13 protein-coding genes and 1 pseudogene are annotated in these 19,079 nt (G+C 38.7%); 6 read left to right on the top strand and 8 right to left on the bottom strand.

Annotated elements, in window-relative coordinates; all coding sequences use genetic code 11:
* On the top strand, positions 1-190 hold a 190-nt coding region (locus ACP6PM_RS20995), incomplete at its 5' end, for a hypothetical protein (RefSeq protein WP_426588048.1).
* Between the two features lie 147 nt (positions 191-337).
* Positions 338-607 (top strand): annotated as a pseudogene (locus ACP6PM_RS20990) (calcium-binding protein); the annotation flags it as partial.
* Positions 608-758: 151 nt separating this feature from the next.
* Here ACP6PM_RS20990 and ACP6PM_RS20985 read toward each other — a convergent pair.
* Positions 759-893 (bottom strand): transposase, encoded by a 135-nt coding sequence (locus ACP6PM_RS20985; protein ID WP_426588050.1) that lies wholly within the window; start codon positions 891-893, stop codon positions 759-761.
* Positions 894-1,786: 893 nt separating this feature from the next.
* Positions 1,787-2,395, bottom strand: a complete 609-nt coding sequence (locus tag ACP6PM_RS20980) for a helix-turn-helix domain-containing protein (RefSeq protein ID WP_426588046.1) — start codon at positions 2,393-2,395, stop codon at positions 1,787-1,789.
* Between the two features lie 1,373 nt (positions 2,396-3,768).
* Between ACP6PM_RS20980 and ACP6PM_RS20975 the strand changes: the two genes are divergently transcribed.
* Both ACP6PM_RS20975 and ACP6PM_RS20970 read left to right on the top strand, forming a co-directional pair.
* Entirely contained in the window at positions 3,769-4,548 is a 780-nt protein-coding gene (locus tag ACP6PM_RS20975; protein ID WP_426588044.1) for an MBL fold metallo-hydrolase, read from the top strand.
* A 1,245-nt stretch (positions 4,549-5,793) separates the two neighbouring features.
* Entirely contained in the window at positions 5,794-6,306 is a 513-nt protein-coding gene (locus tag ACP6PM_RS20970) for a transcriptional repressor (RefSeq protein WP_293105626.1), read from the top strand.
* A gap of 1,158 nt (positions 6,307-7,464) precedes the next feature.
* Here ACP6PM_RS20970 and ACP6PM_RS20965 read toward each other — a convergent pair.
* The 6 genes from ACP6PM_RS20965 to trmD all read right to left on the bottom strand — a co-directional run bounded on the left by ACP6PM_RS20965 (position 7,465) and on the right by trmD (position 13,755).
* On the bottom strand, positions 7,465-8,922 hold the full coding sequence (locus ACP6PM_RS20965) for a peptidoglycan-binding domain-containing protein (protein ID WP_426588042.1): 1,458 nt from the start codon (positions 8,920-8,922) through the stop codon (positions 7,465-7,467).
* A 747-nt stretch (positions 8,923-9,669) separates the two neighbouring features.
* Positions 9,670-10,182 (bottom strand): RNA-guided endonuclease InsQ/TnpB family protein, encoded by a 513-nt coding sequence (locus ACP6PM_RS20960; RefSeq protein WP_426588040.1) that lies wholly within the window; start codon positions 10,180-10,182, stop codon positions 9,670-9,672.
* Positions 10,183-10,657: 475 nt separating this feature from the next.
* Complete coding sequence (locus ACP6PM_RS20955) at positions 10,658-10,834, bottom strand: hypothetical protein (protein ID WP_293103970.1); 177 nt, start codon at positions 10,832-10,834, stop codon at positions 10,658-10,660.
* A gap of 521 nt (positions 10,835-11,355) precedes the next feature.
* A complete protein-coding gene (locus ACP6PM_RS20950; protein ID WP_426588038.1) occupies positions 11,356-11,598 on the bottom strand; it encodes an RNA-dependent RNA polymerase family protein in 243 nt (80 codons plus the stop codon).
* 102 nt (positions 11,599-11,700) lie between these two features.
* Positions 11,701-12,033: a hypothetical protein gene (locus tag ACP6PM_RS20945; protein ID WP_426588036.1), complete on the bottom strand. Its 333-nt coding sequence runs from the start codon at positions 12,031-12,033 to the stop codon at positions 11,701-11,703.
* 1,038 nt (positions 12,034-13,071) lie between these two features.
* Entirely contained in the window at positions 13,072-13,755 is a 684-nt protein-coding gene (trmD, locus tag ACP6PM_RS20940; protein WP_426588034.1) for a tRNA (guanosine(37)-N1)-methyltransferase TrmD, read from the bottom strand.
* 242 nt (positions 13,756-13,997) lie between these two features.
* Here trmD and ACP6PM_RS20935 point away from each other — a divergent pair, with 242 nt between their 5' ends.
* Together ACP6PM_RS20935 and cphA are read left to right on the top strand one after the other, a co-directional pair.
* Positions 13,998-14,873 (top strand): cyanophycinase, encoded by an 876-nt coding sequence (locus tag ACP6PM_RS20935; RefSeq protein WP_426588032.1) that lies wholly within the window; start codon positions 13,998-14,000, stop codon positions 14,871-14,873.
* Between the two features lie 564 nt (positions 14,874-15,437).
* Positions 15,438-18,152, top strand: a complete 2,715-nt coding sequence (cphA, locus tag ACP6PM_RS20930; RefSeq protein ID WP_426588030.1) for a cyanophycin synthetase — start codon at positions 15,438-15,440, stop codon at positions 18,150-18,152.
* Positions 18,153-19,079 lie beyond the last annotated feature (927 nt).

The raw sequence follows: 19,079 nt of genomic DNA, 5'->3' as shown, positions 1-19,079 counted from the left end.
CTGTCTCCTGTCTCCGTTTTTCATGCTACATTTTGTCGTGCGGAATGTAGGTTATCAAACTCCCGGTGGCGATCCTTCACCTCCTTTTGCAGAATATGTATCTGGTCATAGCACTTTCAGTTCTGCTGCTGCTGAAATTCTCCAACGGTTTACTGGTAGCGATGACTTTGGTGGTTCCGTAACTTTTTAGCCTGGTGAATCTCGCTTTGAACCTGGTGTGACACCACAACAAGTTGAAACACTTGAGTAGACTACTTTTAGCGAAGCTGCTCAGAAAGCTAGTGCTTTTCGCTTCTTTGGAGGTATTGACTTTGAAGATGGTGGTAGAAATGGTGAGGTGCTAGGGGAAGAAGTAGGAATAGAGGTTTGGAACGAAACTCAGTCCCTACTTAATCCCAATAAGATCACTGGTACAGGGGAAGATGATGAGTTAACTGGAACTGCAGAAAATGATTTCATACGTGCTAGAGCTGGAGATGATTTAATTAATGCTGGAGATGGTAATGACTCGATCATCGCACGCCGAGGTAACGATATGATTGATGGTGGTGCAGGTCGTGATATTATTGCGGCTCAAAGAGGTGACGATCTTATCACCGGTGGATCTGGTAGCGACTTCTTTGACTTCAGCCGTAATTATGGCAATAATACGATCACTGATTTTGAAGATGGAATAGATTTGATTCGTTACACTAGAATCTCGATCTTTTTCCAGCGATCGCTCATAGTTTTTGGCGGACTTGAGGGTGCATTTGTTGTCATATACTACGGCATTGCCATTTCCGAAAATACCTATATACAGTTGGCAAGTAATGGGGTATTATTTCCCACTGACATCCAGTTCGTTGTACATAAAATACACCATTGAGAATCTCTATGAAATCAACTTTAATAGGATGACCAAACTCTTTTGGCTTAGGTAGCAGAGTCTTGAGTATTTCGCACTCTCAATCACTCAGACCACTTGGGTATGGTTGACGACAGCCGAAAACACAAACAGCATTTAGTAATATCCCCGCCCTTTACTTCGACTGCTATACTATTAGGCTTGCTAATAGTAATTATTATAGCAATTCCCAAAAAGCTTGAGCTACAAAATTCGTTTGGTTGAGGCAACAGTTCAGAAGGCAAGAGGCAACAGGCAACAGGGAAGAAACATAAAAGTGTACCTTACGCTTACTGAGAAGCGCTATAGTATTTTTACCAGTAGTTCCTGGCTTTTTTATTTGAGATATATGTTAATTTTATAGCTAGTTAGATGGGTGAGGATCGGAAACATGAATATTAACTAAGTTAGTTAAATTTGAACTACATTCAGCCGTTGGTTGTTAATTCAAGGTAGGATAATCAAGATGATTTTTTTCTAGTTTAACTAGGTCAGTATCTAATTTTTTATCAGTGTTAGATTGCATTTTTTCTGGTAAATTTAGTTGATGCCTAACCTAATTTTTCCTATTTTATTTGAGGAATAAGGAGCCTCTCACTCACAACCAAAGCAGGATACTTCCACTACCCAAAAATTTAATTTTGATAGGCTACAAACCGTGAGTTCAGCATTTTTTTTAATAATTAATTTTATTAAAAGTAGAGAGTAGTTAACTAATACTCTTAATAAACAACTGCGAATATTTTAGGCAGCCACAATTGATTATTGCTAATCTTTTCAAACAGTTTGATATTTCTTTTTATGAAAGTGGATACCTTAAGACATAATTAATTCACTTGTCAAGACTAATTTTGAGACATTTGAAAGCCTAGAAAATGTCTAAGTACAACATATTTATTGTTAGTTCTTAGAAGGGTGGAAAATTAATGTTCTCAAACATGGATCAATATTTAGCTCTGAGTTAAGATCGTGAATAGTAATGTTTTTGCCATTGCAATCTCGATCAATAGTTTGCTCCATTTTAGGTGGTTTTCGTTTAGTGGATAGCCCCATCTGTTTTAACAGTCGATTAATATGGCGATCGCTAAACTCAATGCCAAATTCTCTCGCTAAATGTTTTCCTAGCCAATTGGCAGTCCACCGCCGGAATACATAACCATATTCTTTGGGGCTATGAGTTACCAACTCTTTCAAACGTTGTAAATATTGTTCGTTAACTTCTTGAGGACGACCTATGGGATGATCTTTCCATTTATGGGCTTGACCACACTTAGTTATTAGTATCCAATGCCTAGCTGTACCTGGAGCACAACCTATAGCCTCACAGATTTCTCTCTGGGTTTTGCCTTCATCTGCTAGAAGGATAATTTCAATTCTCTGACGATATTGCCACGGTAGATCATCATCCAAATTATTCTGTAAGTGTTGGCGCTGAAAAGATGTTAAGTACTTACCGTTTGCGCCTAACTGAGTCGTTTTGATTTTGTAGTTCAATTGATGAGACAACATAAGTTTCTGATTAAGTATTTGCAATTCCAGTTGCTATTTTTCCAATTGCTATTTCTTACAACTAGGGGTATTTCTGAACTATTGGCACTTATGCAGTTTTTGATCTCAATGTTGAGCAAATTTACTTGGGAATTGGTTTTCCCCTTGATTGCTGGTAGTTGCAAACCAGCATAATTATTTATTTGATCTAGTGATATCAATTTTATTTAATTAATTGATAAAAAAAACCTATATTAAGAGCTGATATCATGTCCGGTGTGCGATTCGTTTGGCCTAAGTAAACCCTAGTTTGCGTTCAGCCAGCCGCTAAAGGGCAACTCTGATATTCATGGAGGTTAAATTCCTTCTCGCGCGGATACCGCGTAACTCCATAGTCCCAGGATTCCGACACTAGCAATGCCAGTCACGAGCGTGCATGGCCTAAAAGCGGAGTAAGGGTAATGTTATCTCAATCCTCCGCCAGGGAAGTTGACCATGGTTATCGTATAGAGAATCTAGTAATATGGGTCGTTATGATAGACAAGGGAAAGACATTGATACCCTTGAACCAAAACGGTATACCTCACATAATTGGAATCAATTAACTGGAGTTGGTTTCGTATCTAATTGAGGTCGGCCTAAACTAGGAACCTAAAGTCAACATGAAATGATATCAGGGAACGAAGTAACCCTTTTTCAACTCTCTCAAATGTAGAGTAGGAAAAGCGTAAACCTTTGTTGATGAGGGTGAAGGATTCCCCAAGAAGCAAGCCTGGAGTAATGTTTAGGATATGCAGACGTGGGGAGGTAATTAAGGTAGGCGGTAATATCAGTAACCAAAAAGCCGAAACGCACATTTTGTAGCCAAACCAAGAGTAGGAGACTCTGCGAAAGGTGAGAATATGTAGCGTGGCCTAAACCCGCCTAACCCTTAAAATCAAGGTGGGAAATAAGGGAAAATGTGAACCCAACCTCGCGCGTCACCTTAATTATCAGGAGCCGTGTGAGCTGGAAACTCTCACGCACGGCGCGTGAAGCAGAGGTGAGGGGTAGCGATACCCCCATCGACTGTAACTGAATACTTAATAAATAAACGACGGAGGAGTCAGGAGGACCGAGTCAGGAGGGAAGAAAGAAGAACCAACAAGCAAAAAGCAAGAAGAAAGAGTAGGAAAAGGAGAAAGTTTTTTTATCACTAATCATCCGGACATGATATGATTTGTATACTTAAAGGAATTCAGTCTCTTAATATTTACTTAAGAAATCAGCTATAAGAAACTTAATTTCTTAATATTTACTTAAAAAATCAACTTTCAGCAGAACTGTCCAGGCAATCCATAAATGGATGGTAATGAATTGTTACGATAAGATGAGGTGTAAATTATATAAATACTATGCAACTAACTTGGTTAGATAGTAATTCCTGGCTAATTGAAATTGGAGGCAAACGAATTCTCATAGATCCTTGGCTCGTTGGCCCCCTGGTTTTCAGTAATCTACGTTGGTTGTTTAAAGGGGAACACCTGACTCCCCGTGCTATTCCAGAAAATGTAGACCTCATTGTATTGTCTCAGGGACTAGAAGACCATGCTCACCCAGAGACACTTAAACAATTAGACAAAAATATTCATGTTATTGCTTCTCCAGCTGCGGCAAAAGTAGCACAAGAGCTTGGTTACTCTCAGTTAATCACACTTAGTCATGGTGATACCTACTCTTTTGACAATAGTGTTGAAATTAGAGCAGTTCCCGGTTCACTCGTAGGCCCAACGTTAGTAGAAAATGGTTACATTCTCAAAGACTTAAGCACTGGCAATACAATATACTATGAACCCCACGGGAACCATTCTGAAGAAATTAAAGAATTTGCTCCTATAGATGTTGTCATCTCCCCAATTATCAATTTGAATTTGCCGTTAGTGGGGCCAATAATTAAAGGAAATGAAAGTGCTTTACAGGTAGCTCAATGGTTGCAACCTCAAGTCATGCTACCTACAGCAGCAGGAGGTGATGTAGATTTTCAAGGATTACTAATATCTTTTCTGAAAGCTGAAGGAAGTGTTGAGGAAACAAAATCTCTATTAGCTAAAAATAATCTGGCGACAAAAGTTATAGAGCCTCAGCCTGGAGAAAGTTTTGAAATACAATTAGAGCAACGACCATTAATTTATTAATTTGACCAAAAAATAAGGTTAATAGCCTTCCCTTTTGGGGTTGGTGATTAGGTCATGCTCTTCAATATTTATGAACCGTACAATTATATTTTTTTCATAGATATTTGAGACAAAAGCATTACGCATTAACCAACGCCTAGATACGAAACTAACTGGTACATTTGGTTGCAATTATTATGAGTTATACTTTTGGGTCCAGGAGTGTCAATGCCTTTCTCCTATATAGTTTGATGACCTGCAATACTAGATTCTCTGTACGATAACTATGGCCAACTTCCCTAGCAAAGGATTGGGATGATATTACCCTTACTTCACTTTACGCCCATGCACTGAGAGACAGAGTTGCTAATTCTGAATCCAGGGATGTTGGAGTAACAAGGTATCCGCGTCGGAAGGAATTGAACCTCCATGACTATCAGAATTAATCTTTTACTGAAAAATTGGGGTATGCGCCTCGCCCTTGTAGGGCGACCAGGGCAAACACATCTAAATTCTGGAACCTTCTGCCGTTAAGCTTCAGAGAATTAATGAGTATAAATACTCACAAGCTTGACACCCTTGCCTTGTCAGAACTTCAAAATAAGATGCGTTTGCCCTGGTAAGGCGACTTTTTGATTGATTAAGTAGGAAAGATAAGCTATAGTTTTAGGACTTACGCAGAGACCATGTATGTAGTGTTAAAAACTATAGCGCTACAGTTTTTGCACTCTATATATAGTACCCCTGCGTAAGTCCTGAGTGTGATAGTCGCGGGCTGGCAGTCCGAGACATTAAACGGACACGGAGGGAAGCGTCAGACTGCCGTCAAGGTAGCAGCACCCGATGAAACGTCAACCCACCGAAGAGTTAAGGTTCAGCAGGAATCTCCGTGCCTGCCTCTTGCCTCCTACAGAGGAGCTGCCCTTTTCATGTCCCGCAGCGAAACAGAGGAGCTGCCTCCTGCAGAGGAGCTAGGCTTTTCATGTCCCGCAGCGAAACGCTAATACGGAGAGGATGTCAAACGGCTGGCTAAACCTAGACAACTAGGGTCTACTTAAGCCAAACCAGTCACACCTACTGATAACTGAAATGACATTCCTGAGAGTGGGCAATTGCTACACTGCTGGATTTTTCAATAGGCACAGAACAAATCGCGGTTTTGACAGAGGCAATATCCTCCCCTAATTATCAATAAAAATCTTTTGTTGACAATCATTTAATTATTGTGTATGATTATCAATAATTATAGATTTTTGATAAAATGCCGTGGCTCTTTATACACCATCTTCATTTAAAGCAGAACTAAATGAAAAAGGTTGGCGAATGACTCCCCAACGGGAGACAATTTTGCACATCTTTCAAAATCTGCCCAAAGGCAATCATCTGAGTGCCGAAGACCTTTATAATATGCTACAAAATAGAGGTGAAAGAATTAGTCTATCTACCATTTACAGAACCTTAAAGTTAATGGCAAGGATGGGAATTCTACGAGAACTAGAACTAGCAGAGGGACATAAACATTATGAAATAAATCAGCCTTATCCTCATCATCACCATCATCTTGTGTGTGTACAATGTAATAAAACAATTGAATTTAAGAATGATTCTATTTTAAAAATTGGTCTCAAGCAAGCTGAAAAATCGGGATTACATCTTTTAGATTGTCAGTTAACTATTCATACAATTTGTTATGAGGCTCTCAGAAAAGGATGGCCTTCCCTCGTATCTGCTGAGTGGTCTTGCCCACGGGCGCTTGCGGATGCAGAACACAGTGAATAAATCAAATTTGCTCAACCAAAAATACCCCCACCTCATCTCAAAATTAAGGTAAAGACAGAAGCTAAAATTCTACCTAAATATACTCAAACCTACTTTTCTCTTGGTCGATTGGATATGGCGAGGTCTCCTTGCCATCCCTCGACCGCTTCTTCAAAATTTTTAGTCGTAAATGGCAAAGCTTCTATTATAATTGAATTAGTAGGTGTAGTTCCCGCGGATTTGAAGCCTGCTCTTGAAAATCAGGTTACAGACTGCGGGAGCGTGATTTTCACTCAAGCAGGAAGCTAGTCTCCAAAGCGTAACCAAAGGTTGGGTAAGTTTGGAGATAAGTTCAGTAGAATGGTTCAATATCAATCTCATTGAGGTTCAATTAGATAAGTAGACATAGTTTACATCCTCTCGACGTTGCCCTTGGGTGACAAAGGGGAATTCCTAACTATAACTGATTAGGGGTTTCTGTTGCCTTTTTACAGAGGAGCTGCGCGTTTCATCTCGCGAAGCGTTTCATGTCGGCGACAGCCTCCAAGCGAAACAATGTAGATACCTGCCTAATGGGTCGAGCCTCTTTCCGATCTAAAGGTGCGCTCCACAGACTGAGACTGCTAGCCTAGCTGCCTTAATTTAGCTACCATAGTACACTATCACTATTGGGAACATCGCAACATCGCAACATTGATTGGTTTTGCCATACGACGCTCCCCTTCCCCCCTTTCACAACTATGCTTTATAAACATCTTTCTTAACATAAAACTTGACAAAATATACAAGTTATGTGTAAGCCTTTGAGATGCTTTTTCTAGAGAAAAGTGTATTGAATTAGACATTTTTTTGAGAACTACAGACAAGATTCTCACTTCCCACACCTCCCACACGGACCACAAGGTTTTCAGGAGTTCCTTATCAGGGATAGCTTTCACAAGGGGGTTAGGGGAGATGGAGAGCACCGTTCTTCAAGCAACGTTGAGATAATGGATAATAAATGACTTCTTCAAGAGGCTTTGCTGATTTTGAGTATGATTTGTATTTTTTGGTAATTGCTAAACTATTGAATAACAAATATTTGAGATTGTTCAATTTTTATTTTCATACCTTGATTCAGCAACGCCCTTCAAGAGGTTAAAACCGCCTGTCTCTCATCTTCGGTTAAGCTAAGGATAGTTAATCCCCAATATCTTTTGTAGTGATTCCATAACGTAGTTGAGCTTTTGCTACTGCTGCTCTTGTTTCTGAATTATAAACTCCATTCAATGGACCAAAATACAGTCTTTGTAAACGAAGTCGATTTTGAAGTTCTAACACTTGTCTTTGGCTGCCAATATAACTAACTTCTTGCGCAGAAGTATTTTGGGTGACAATCAAAGGATGTCTTAACGCTTGTAATGTATTTCTTCGAGCTACCCCACTAGCAACAAATCCCAAATCTTGCTGAAAGCGTCTGACCGCAAACTCTGTCCCCGGTCCAAAAAAGCCATCAATGACCCCTGGATAATAACCCAATCTTGTTAACAAAATCTGGAGTTGTTTTACAGCCAAACCTCGATCGCCTCGTTGTAGCACGTTGAAGGATGAGTATTGCCCAGTAGTATAATTGGCTCTGGAGTGAGATACTGGACCTGGAGGTAAAACTTGATTAGGATTAAATAGAAATGCTTGGGTTGTTGGTCCAACTATACCTGTAGGAGTAATTCTATTTCTCCTTTGAAAATCAATTACTGCTATTTCTGTACTCCGATCAAAATAGTTAGTTATTTGTCCCTGATAATAACCTAAATTCTGTAAACGTTGTTGTAATTTTCCTATCTCAGGACCTGTGTTTCCACGTCGCAGAAATACTCTCTCCACAGGAACAGACTTATTATCAAACAGAAAGTCTCTAGTGGTAGTCCCTACCTGACCCGTTGGTGTAATTCTATGAACACTTTGAAATCTAATAACCGCAGTTCTAGTATTTTGGTCATAAATACTATTGATTGGACCTCTGTAAAACCCTAGTTCTTTTAAACGTCTTTGAATAATTCCTACTTGAGGGCTAACTTCTCCAAAAGATAATACTTTTGTGGGAGAATTTAATAACAAGCTATTAGTTTGGCTTGTTCTTCTACCGACAAATAGTAATGACCAGGTGGTAGGTTCAATTTCACCAGTAGGTTTAATACCATTGTCTTCCTGGAACTGTCTGACCGCTCTTTCTGTTATTGGGCCATAATAGCCAGTTAGGTTAGCACTAAAATAGCCTAGTTCTCTGAGTTTTCTTTGAACTGCTGCTACTGTTGCAGCTTTGTCTCCACGTCTTAGATAGACTGCACTATTAGGAGAAAGAATTGCATTATTTTCTGGTCTAGATCCAGAAAAGAAAGAGTTTGTTGCTAGTTGTGTTTGAGCCATTCTATTTTCCTGAGTCTGGCTCAGATTAAAATAACTATTTGTTTCAGGAGCAGAAATTTCTGGCATCCTAGCAAAACTAGCATTAATCAGAATAGAATTAATAATTACTAATGATAAAAAGTTTATATAAGCGAAGCTAGAAAGTTTTTTCCAGTTAAGTCCTTCAATAAGTTTGAAATCCTTAATTTCTTCACTAACGAGAAAAAATTCTAAGTATGCAAGGGCTTCCATAAATTTTCCTGGGAGACTCTAAGTTTTTAGATTCACAAGCTAAATTTAATTTTAGTATTGAGATTGTTTGATGATTTTTTATGACTACAATTAAGTATATTTTTAACTATTTCAGTATTGAAAATTCACCAAGACGGCAAAATATATGCTTAGTAAGCATTTAGAGATCAGCTGTTAGCTGTCAGCCATTTAAAAATTATCAGCTAAAATTAAAAGTTACGGTCAAAGCATTCTTTGCCGATCTTCATCATTAATTACTTGGCACTTTTTTACCCACTGAAAACCTGACTTATAGCCCATTCAGTAGTAAAAGCTGACTACTAATACCTTAATGCTTACTATAATTATTACTAAGTTACACTATATTAAAGTCTAGTATAACTAGAAATTTTTATATACAAAGCTAGAGAAGTTTATGAAATATCTCTAGGTATTTTCCTATCCTTGCTCTAGGGTGGACTATAATATAATATTACTGTAAGGATTCAGGTATCTCAAACCCAGTTATAGAGAGACTTCTGAAAACGACTGACTCAACAATTTAACAGCCTCATTCTCAATAATCACGAAAATAAAGGCTTGTAGCAATCTCTAATTGAAAATATAATTTTGGAGGCAAATGCGGTCAATGCTTATCCATTAATATTTATAGGCTTTTCCATAATACTTGAATCCTTACAGATTACTTGGTTTGATTTATTGATTATTAAACAGGTACAGTGAAGTTATCTCCCGTTAAATCGGAGATTATAACAGGAGCTTCTCAAACAAAGAAGTTTCTTGTTTCACAGGCTGATTAATATCTACGCCTCCATAAGCAGACAAGATGATACCCACCTCGTTTAATACTTTATTTAATATGTTAATTGCTGCATTCTCGTCCCGATCTAAAACTACTTTACATTTAGGACAACAGTGAGTTCTAATTGACAAAGTTTTAGGTACTTTTTGACCACAATTACTGCAATTTATGCGATGTATTATTCGGAAGTAGGGGGGAATGGCCATTCTTACATGAACACCGCGTTTGACCGCCACTGCATTCAATCTTTCAATAAAAGCACCCCAGGCTGCATCGTAAATTGATTTTGAGAGTTTCGTGTTTCTAGCTAAACCTTTAATATTAAGGTCTTCCACAGCAATTAGGTAATATTTTCTCGCCAATTTATGAGCAGTATTGAGCGTAAAAATCTTCTCTTTGCCTAGCAAAGGCCATGAAATTAATGAGCAATGGTCAACTTGACATCTAGTTCTATTCAAACAGTCTAATCGTTGACCAATAGTATAATTCCAATGTCGCCGTAAAAATTATAGCCAATAATCAATTTTGACTGACTGTTCAACTGTTCACAAGTAGGCTTAATTTTGTAGCAATTGAGTAATTATCATAATTTTATATTACTCTTTAAGTGCTATATTTATATATCAATCGACACCTTTTTAATTTACTCTCGGCAATTCCACTCGCGTTAAATCGGACATTATAACGGGATACCCCTTGCAGAATCAAGTTGGAATTCTCAAATTGTTGAGTTCCAAAAGTTTTGGACTTCAGGAAACAGAGAACGGGGAAGAAAAAAAAGACTATAACCTCATTAATTAGGAAAACCCTCGTTTATTATATCATATTCTCAGTACAGTAATTTTATTGTAGAGCATCTATAAGGTTAATTTAATTTATTTGTACCTCTAAGCATCTATTTCCATCATTTTGTTGTACGACACAAATCAAGATTTAAACTAAACCTGCGCGATCGCAAATTAAAGCTACGATAGCAGCAAAAATCGTAATTCCTAAAGCAGTCATAGGATTTTGGCCTTGAGCAACAGCAAAAGAAGTAGCTACACCAGCTCCTAAAGCAGCAGTAATAGCTACAACTAATGGATCACGATTTGAACGATTGTTGTACATTTTTAACCCAGGATATTTTTCTTAAACAATTTATCTCAACGTTGTTTGAAGACTTGCACTCTTGGTCAGCAGAAACTGCCCATGGCGAGGTCAGTAAATCCCGCATTGTCAGGCTATGCGCAACATCAGGAGGATTTCAAAACTAACAACGTTGTATAAATCTATCATTCAAATAATGATTAAAGTGGCAATTATTACGGTTTTGCAATTAAGATTTAGATAAATCTAAATTTCTTAACAAATACTATCATGGCCTAATTCTTGTTTGAATTGTCTATAGAATCCATTTGGTATCTTTCCGTTGACATTCTCCCCGGCCTAGAAGGCGCGGATATTCTTGCTGAACCCTAGCTCTTCCCTAGGTTGTTAGACTAAGCAAACCCATTTCCGGGCGATCCTTTATAGGGTCTGCTCGTCTTCAGAACCGGACGTGAAACTTTCACCTCCAAATCGGCTCCTCTCCTAAACGTCCCTTGTAATGGGTACATCCTTAAAATTCCATCTTTTGGGCTTAATGAGTCCTAATGGTTCACTGCTTTTAAATCCTCAGCAGTCTTAAAGTCGTGGCAATTAGGTTCAAAACCTGCCTCCCACTCTAGTTCCATACCTAACTTCACCAAGCTCTGTAACGCCCGGTCATACATCGTTGGGATGCCTAATGGGCCTTTTTCTTCTTTCCCTGGTTTTGGTATCCAGACTCTACGGGTTGGACTTGCTTTGAGATAGGGTGATTTGAGTAGGTACACCAAATTTAAACTTTGCATGGGTGGTAGGTTTTTCGTCCCATCTACTCCTGCGGTCTTTTTACCTTGGTTATCCTATGTCACGCGCCTAACAGCTAGTAACAAGCGCGTAGTAACTTTTGGTCAGAAGTCTTTGGTATTTAGTCCGGAAAGCGGATTTCGCCACTCATGGATGCTTTGTAAATTAAATGCATGCAACTTGTATACGGATTTTTCCACCCGTTTCCAGTCAACATCCTTCCATTTGAGATTAGGGTTGAGAGAAACTTGAGACGGTATATCGTCTGTATCCCATGCCACGCTTAAAAAGCGAGTGCTAATTGATGAGGTCTCCTCAGAATGTAAGACGCACTCAAGAAATGGTTTAGGGTGACCTAATTTTCTTTTTCGTGTCTTAGCCTTTATATTAATTACTCTTGGATCGCGACCGTATTTTTCCGCTTTTCCTTCTAACAAAGTCCTAAATGCTCTCCACCGCTCAACTAAACTTACTCAAACTTACTCAAAATCCTTTTTCAGGCTTTCTGATAAATTGATTCATCTGGATAGGGCAGTATGTTTCGACCTTTTGTCTTATGTTTATATTTGGGAATTTTTGGTTTCCCTAAAAATTCAAATGTCGTTGTTTTTGCCACTCTTTATCTCAACGTTGGTTGAAGACCCGCGCTCTCCCGTTGGCGGAGCCTAGCGGCAGCTATTAGGGGAGCGTCGTATGGGAAAACCAATCAATGTTGCGGTATTTACGACTTTTGTGCTATAATCAAAAGATATGGCTGCTGGGCTAGCAGTGTCAGTCTGTGGAGCGATCGTAAGACCAGAAAGAGGTTCGGCCTCGGAGGCAGGTGCTATGTTAGCGCAGCTCCTCTGAAAGAGGCAGCAGAAAGCCCCTATCAGTGATGTTAGGGAATCCCGCGTTGTCGCGTCAGCGCAACGTCGGGAGGATGTCAAAAAGCGGCAAAATAACTACTCCAAGCTGAGTCTAATCTTCTGATTATTTGCTTACTTACCTTGGTAGGTAAAGCATGAATTTCGGGACTTTAAACCTTTTGCCTGTCTATATTTAAGCCTATTTTTGGTCACTGTTTTGTCTAAGTCCCATTAACAAGAATCAAGATGACCGAGTCACGAGATGGAGGGAGGGAATACCCAAAAAATGTTAAAAAATATTCCAATACTCCCTATCTCCATCTCTTTAATTATGTAATACCAATTCACTTTAAACTTTAAAGATGTTACAAATAGTTTCAAACTCCATAAGTGAAATAATTTCCTGAAATTACTGTGGAGTAAAAGTTTTAAGCCTATAGAATCTAGCTTTTGACTCTCAGATATGTGTCTTACGTTATGAGGAAACCTCAGAATTACGCACTCGCTTTTAACTTCCGTGAAACGGTATAAGTAGGCAAGAAAAATTTTTAGTAAAACTATTGCCCATTGCTTATTCCCCATTCTCTGACCTTAGGCCTTAGATATATTCAAAAAAGCTTGATTCAATCAATTATCATCATTTTTGAGCAAGTCTGGACGACGAGACTTTGTTCTCTGAATTTGTTGTTCATAACGCCATCTTGCTATTTCGGCATGATGTCCAGAAAGCAAAACATCTGGAACCTTCCAACCACGAAAATTAGCAGGTCGAGTATAGTGAGGATAGTCAAGTAATTCAGATTCAAAACTTTCATTAGCTAAAGATTCAGCCTTTCCTACAGTTCCAGGAAGTAATCGGACTACACCATTAATTAAAGCTAAAGCTGGTATTTCTCCACCTGTAAGGACAAAATCTCCTAAAGATACTTCTCTAGTAACTAAATATTGGACTCTTTCATCAATACCTTCATAATGACCACAAATTAGAATCAATTGTCCATAATCTGTGGCCAACTCTCGAAACATTCCTTGGTTCATTCTTTCTCCCTGGGGAGTTAATAGAATTACCTCTCGTTGTGAAAGAGTTGGCAATGATTCTACAGCAGCAAATATAGGCTCTGGTTTTAAAACCATTCCCACTCCTCCACCATAAGACTCATCATCAACTTTTTTATATTTATCTGTGGTATAATCACGGGGATTAACTAGATTAACCTTGGCAATATTTTTGTCAAAGGCTTTCCCTAGCAAACCTGAATTTAGAGGTGTTGTAAAAAAGTCTGGAAATAGGGTGATCACATCAAATCGCACGGAAGTTACACTATATTAGGGTGTCCTGAAAAATGTATAAATTGTTGAGATTTATTTATTTTGTAGACTATACTGTGCGGTGACAAGTTCGCAATAAATTTAAATTATATACTAAACTAATCAAATGTTGAAAAATTCCAGAGCAAGTTGGGGACTTGCAAGGTAATAAGATAATCTACTATTATAAAAGATTATTGAAATTATCGAAATTGAATGTGTACCTGCTGTCCAAGATTAACAAGATGATGCAGTTAGAGTCTCAAGTCTTAGAACTAGATACATTACGTCCGACAAAAACAACTATTATGGTCATCGGAGGAGCAGAGGATAAAGTTCATGGAAAAGAGATTCTACAAACTTTTTTTAATCGCGCAGGGGGAATAAATTCTAAACTAGGAGTTATTCCTTCAGCTTCGAGAGAACCAGCAGCCCAAGGAGATAGATACCGTAGGGTTTTTGAAGATATGGGCGCTGTTGATATTAAAATATTTGACATTCGGGAAAGGTATCAGGGAGAAGACCCAATCTGGCTAGAGTATTTGGAAGACTGCACCGGAGTATTTATGACTGGTGGAGACCAACTGCGTCTTTGTGCCCTACTTGCTGAAACCCCTTTGATGGACAATATCAGAAGTAAAGCTTTAGAAGGAAAAATAGCACTGGCTGGAACAAGTGCAGGAGCAGCAGTCATGGGCTATCACATGATAGCAGGTGGTGGTAGTGGCTCATCACCAAATAGAGCTTTAGTAGATATGACAAACGGTTTGGCTATATTGCCAGAGTTAATAGTAGACCAACACTTTCATAACCGGAATCGAATGGCCCGTTTATTGAGCGCGATCGCCACCCACCCAGACAAAGTTGGTATAGGAATAGACGAAGATACCTGCGCGTTGTTTGAACGAGACAGTCAAATCCAAGTCATGGGTAAAGGCACAGTTACAATTATAGATCCGATAGAAATGTCCTATACAAATGCTGCAAAAGTAGGGGTAGAAGAACCTTTGAGTTTATCAAATCTCAGAGTACATATAATGTGTCATGGCGATAGTTACGATCTCCATTCCCATACCATGAAACCAGGACTATCTGAAACAATTATGCCTCTAGACTCATAGAATTTCTGATAATTTATCAGTTCTTGAGCAATTTATTCCTGTAGATGAGTAGCTGACCTAATCGGTATACATAAAGCGTAAAGCATAAATATACTGAACAATAAATATATTTTGTTTGTTGTAGGAAAAAGTAATAGAAAACCAAAATTCTTTTACCATCAAAGGATTATTAAAAAAAACTGATAAATCGATCGGATATTTTCAAGATGGAGGTTTGTTTGGAACAACTAAACGTTTCTGGCATGATGCAAAACAGTAAATTGGAAGCATCTAGAGCAAGTCAAGGTAAGTTAATCAATTTAGTAGGGTAGGCTGTACCCGAAGTTACGCCTGTGAACTGGAAGAGGCCGACCTCCCAGGTTGAAGCAGGAAGCAAGCATATTTGACTGGCATTACAAGGTTTTTCCTAGTTTTGCCGAAATTTTGTAGGTATTGTACAGCAGAAAGGATTAGTGCATCCTGAAAAAAGTTTGTAGTAAACAGTTTAGCCAATGCTTTGAGCTGAAATTAAAAAGACAACTGCCATTGCTTCTGTGATTCTAAGCATCACCTTTAAATCCTCCTATGAAAATCCTCAAACTCCAGACATTACGCGGTCCAAACTACTGGAGCATTCGCCGCCATAAACTGGTGGTTATGCGTCTAGACTTAGAAGACCTTTACGAAAAATATACATCTGACATTCGTGGTTTCTACAAAGGATTAACCGAGGTTCTACCAAGTCTGGTAGAACACCACTGTTCGCCTGGAGTCAAGGGTGGTTTCCTAAGTCGTGTGGAAAAAGGAACATTAATGGGCCATGTGATCGAACACGTTGCCCTAGAATTTCAACAACTGGCAGGAATGCCAGTTGGTTTTGGTCGGACGAGGGAAACATCTACTCCAGGAATATTCCAGGTAGTAATAGAATACGAAAATGAACAAGCAGGTCGTTATGCAGCACGAGCAGCAGTAAGACTCTGCCAAAGTATTGTTGAGACAGGTACATATCCGGTAACAGAATTACAGCAAGATTTAGAAGACCTCAAGGAATTCAAAAATCAGGCATCTTTGGGTCCAAGTACAGAAGCGATAGTTAAAGAAGCAGAAGCAAGAGGTATTCCTTGGACTCAACTAGCTGCTAGGTTTGTGATTCAGTTTGGCTATGGGGTTAACCAAAAAAGAATTCAGGCAACTCTCAGCAATCAAACAGGAATTCTTGGTGTAGAACTCGCTTGTGACAAAGAAGGCACAAAAAGAATTCTCAAAGGTGCAGGAATACCAGTACCTCGTGGTACAGTTACTCGCTACTTTGATGAACTTCAAGATGCCATTGAAGATCTTGGAGGCTACCCTATTGTAATTAAGCCTCTAGATGGAAATCATGGTCGTGGCATTACCATAGATGTGAGAAATTGGCAAGAGGCAGAAGAAGCATACGATTTAGCCAGCAACGCTTCTAAAACAAAAACTGTCATTGTGGAACGTTACTACACAGGTAAAGACCACCGAGTGTTAGTAGTAAATGGCAAAGTTGTAGCTGTGGCCGAACGAGTTCCTGCCCATGTAGTGGGAGACGGTAAGTCTACAGTATCAGAACTGATTGAAGAAACTAATAGAGATCCTCAAAGAGGAGATGGACATGATAACGTCCTGACTAGAATCACGGTAGATAAATCTGCCCTTGCTATCCTGGGAAGACAAGGATACAGCATAGATTCAATACCGAGAAAAGGAGAAATTTGCTTTTTAAGAGCAACAGCTAACCTCAGCACTGGAGGTATAGCAGTAGACCGCACTGATGAAATACATCCGGAAAATGTTTGGCTATTATCCAGAGCTGCTAAGATAATTGGTCTAGATATTGCAGGTATAGATGTAGTTACTGAAGATATTTCTCAACCACTACGAGAAGTGGACGGAGTAATTGTAGAAGTTAATGCTGCCCCTGGTTTCCGGATGCACGTTGCTCCTAGTTGTGGTCTACCAAGAAATGTGGCGGGAGCAGTAATGGATATGTTATTCCCCGGATCGAGAAATGGGCGAATACCAATACTGACTGTTACTGGTACTAACGGAAAGACAACTACTACACGACTATTGGCTCATATTATGAAGCAGACAGGTCAAGTAGTTGGCTATACCACTACTGATGGTACTTATATTGGTGAATATCTGGCTGAAGCTGGAGATAATACAGGTCCTCAAAGTGCCCATTTAATTCTCTCAGACCCTACAGTAGAAGTTGCTGTGTTAGAAACGGCACGGGGCGGTATTTTGCGTTCGGGCTTAGGCTTTTCAGCTTGTGAAGTGGGAATAGTATTAAATGTAGCTGCTGACCACTTGGGTATTGGAGATATAGATACTGTAGAACAACTAGCTCAACTAAAAAGTGTAGTAGCTGAGTCAGTAATGCCCAAAGGATATGCAATTTTGAATGCTGAAGACCGATTAGTAGCAGCAATGGCAGAGAAAGTCAAAGGTCAAGTTGCTTATTTCTCAATGGACCCAAATAACGAACTGTTATTAAAACATACAGAAGCGGGGGGTCTGGCAGCAGTTTATGAGAATGGCTATATTTCAATTTTGAAAGGTGATTGGACTTTAAGAATTGAAAAAGCAGTTAATGTGCCAATTACAATGGCTGGTAAAGCTCCATTTATGATTGCTAATGCTCTAGCAGCTTGTTTGGCCGTATTTACCCAAGGAGTCAAAATAGAGCATATTCGGGAAGGTTTGTCAACTTTTGTGGCTTCGGTGGATCAAACTCCAGGCCGGATGAATATGTTTAATATGGGTAGTTATCATGCTTTGGTAGACTATGCTCATAATCCTGCTAGTTATGAAGCATTAGGTGGATTTGTCAGAAATTGGCCAGGTAAACGGATCGGTGTAGTTGGTGGACCTGGCGATCGCCGTGATGAAGATTTTGTTTCTCTTGGGGAACTAGCAGCAGACATCTTTGATGAAATTATTATCAAAGAAGATGATGATACTAGGGGAAGACCTAGGGGAAATGCTGCGGAACTGATTTATCAAGGTGTTGAGGAATTCTTGAGTCAAGGAAAAGATTCTGAGTCAAAAGCTATTTATGAATCAATTCTAGATGAGACAAGTGCAATTAATACGGCTTTAGACCGTGCCTCTTCTGGTAGTCTAGTAGTAATTTTACCCGAAAGTGTCAGCCGAGCTATCAGTTTAATAGAAGCTCGTAACCCGGTTAAGGATCTTGAATTACCTCAAGGTGGCCAAAGCGAACCTAACTCTCAAGAAGTGTTAAAAACTTCAATTCTACACTAGGTTAAATAGTTAAACTGTTATTGTAAAAGGGGTTGAAAATTCCAATCCCTTTTCTTTGAAATAAGACACCTAAACTATATCAAAAATATAGCACTATGTCTTTTGGTTAGAACAATAAATTTGGATTGTAAGGGAATAGGGAATATGGAACAGGAAACAGAGAAATTTCAAGAGCCTATTTGCGTAGGGCTATAACCAATACTAGACTAGATTGGCATTTAAAATTAGCTCCTCAACTTGACAAATTGCTAGATAATGTTTTTATTGAAGATACCGCGCAATGGAATTAAGTTTTCATTCTTGTTGAGCAAATCTACTAGAGTCACTGTTGTAAAATACCTAAAATTCAAACAATTAGTCGTTCAATGATAAATTTTTTGAACATTTTACCCCCTTACTATGATAGTTAGTTAGTAATTATAAATCACATTCTACAGCTTAAACTAAAAGATTGATATATTTTTCCTTACTCATTTTATATTATAGAGGTTTTCCAAAATCAAAATGTTGACTACAAAACTTCTGCCCTCTGCCCTCAGCATAAGTGCCTTTAGGCAAAAATCTCTGTATTCTATGTTAATGAAAACTGCTATAAGATTATTTATATTAACAAAAAGTTATATAAACTGAGTTGAGAAAGAATAATTTGATCTGCAATAACTTACTAGCAACACCCATAATAAAACCAAACATCGTCACTTGACGATGTTTGGTTTTTGTCAATTAACTAAAGCCTAACTATACTTTAGTAATTAAGATCTAATGATTGGGCTTGAATGTCAATAAAAACAATAGACAAATTTTGAAAAAATTACATCAAACCAAGTTGAGAAAGAATACCTTGACCAGTTAAGAGTTCTGTAGCGATACCAATAACAAAACCCAACATTGCCAAGCGACCATTCCAAGTTTCTGCAAAGTCAGTAA

This window comes from Dapis brunnea BLCC-M229, from assembly GCF_050015995.1.
In the GTDB taxonomy this organism is placed as follows: domain Bacteria; phylum Cyanobacteriota; class Cyanobacteriia; order Cyanobacteriales; family Microcoleaceae; genus Trichodesmium.
Note: the sequence above shows the minus strand (reverse complement) of the source record. Positions and strands in the feature narration are given on the sequence as shown.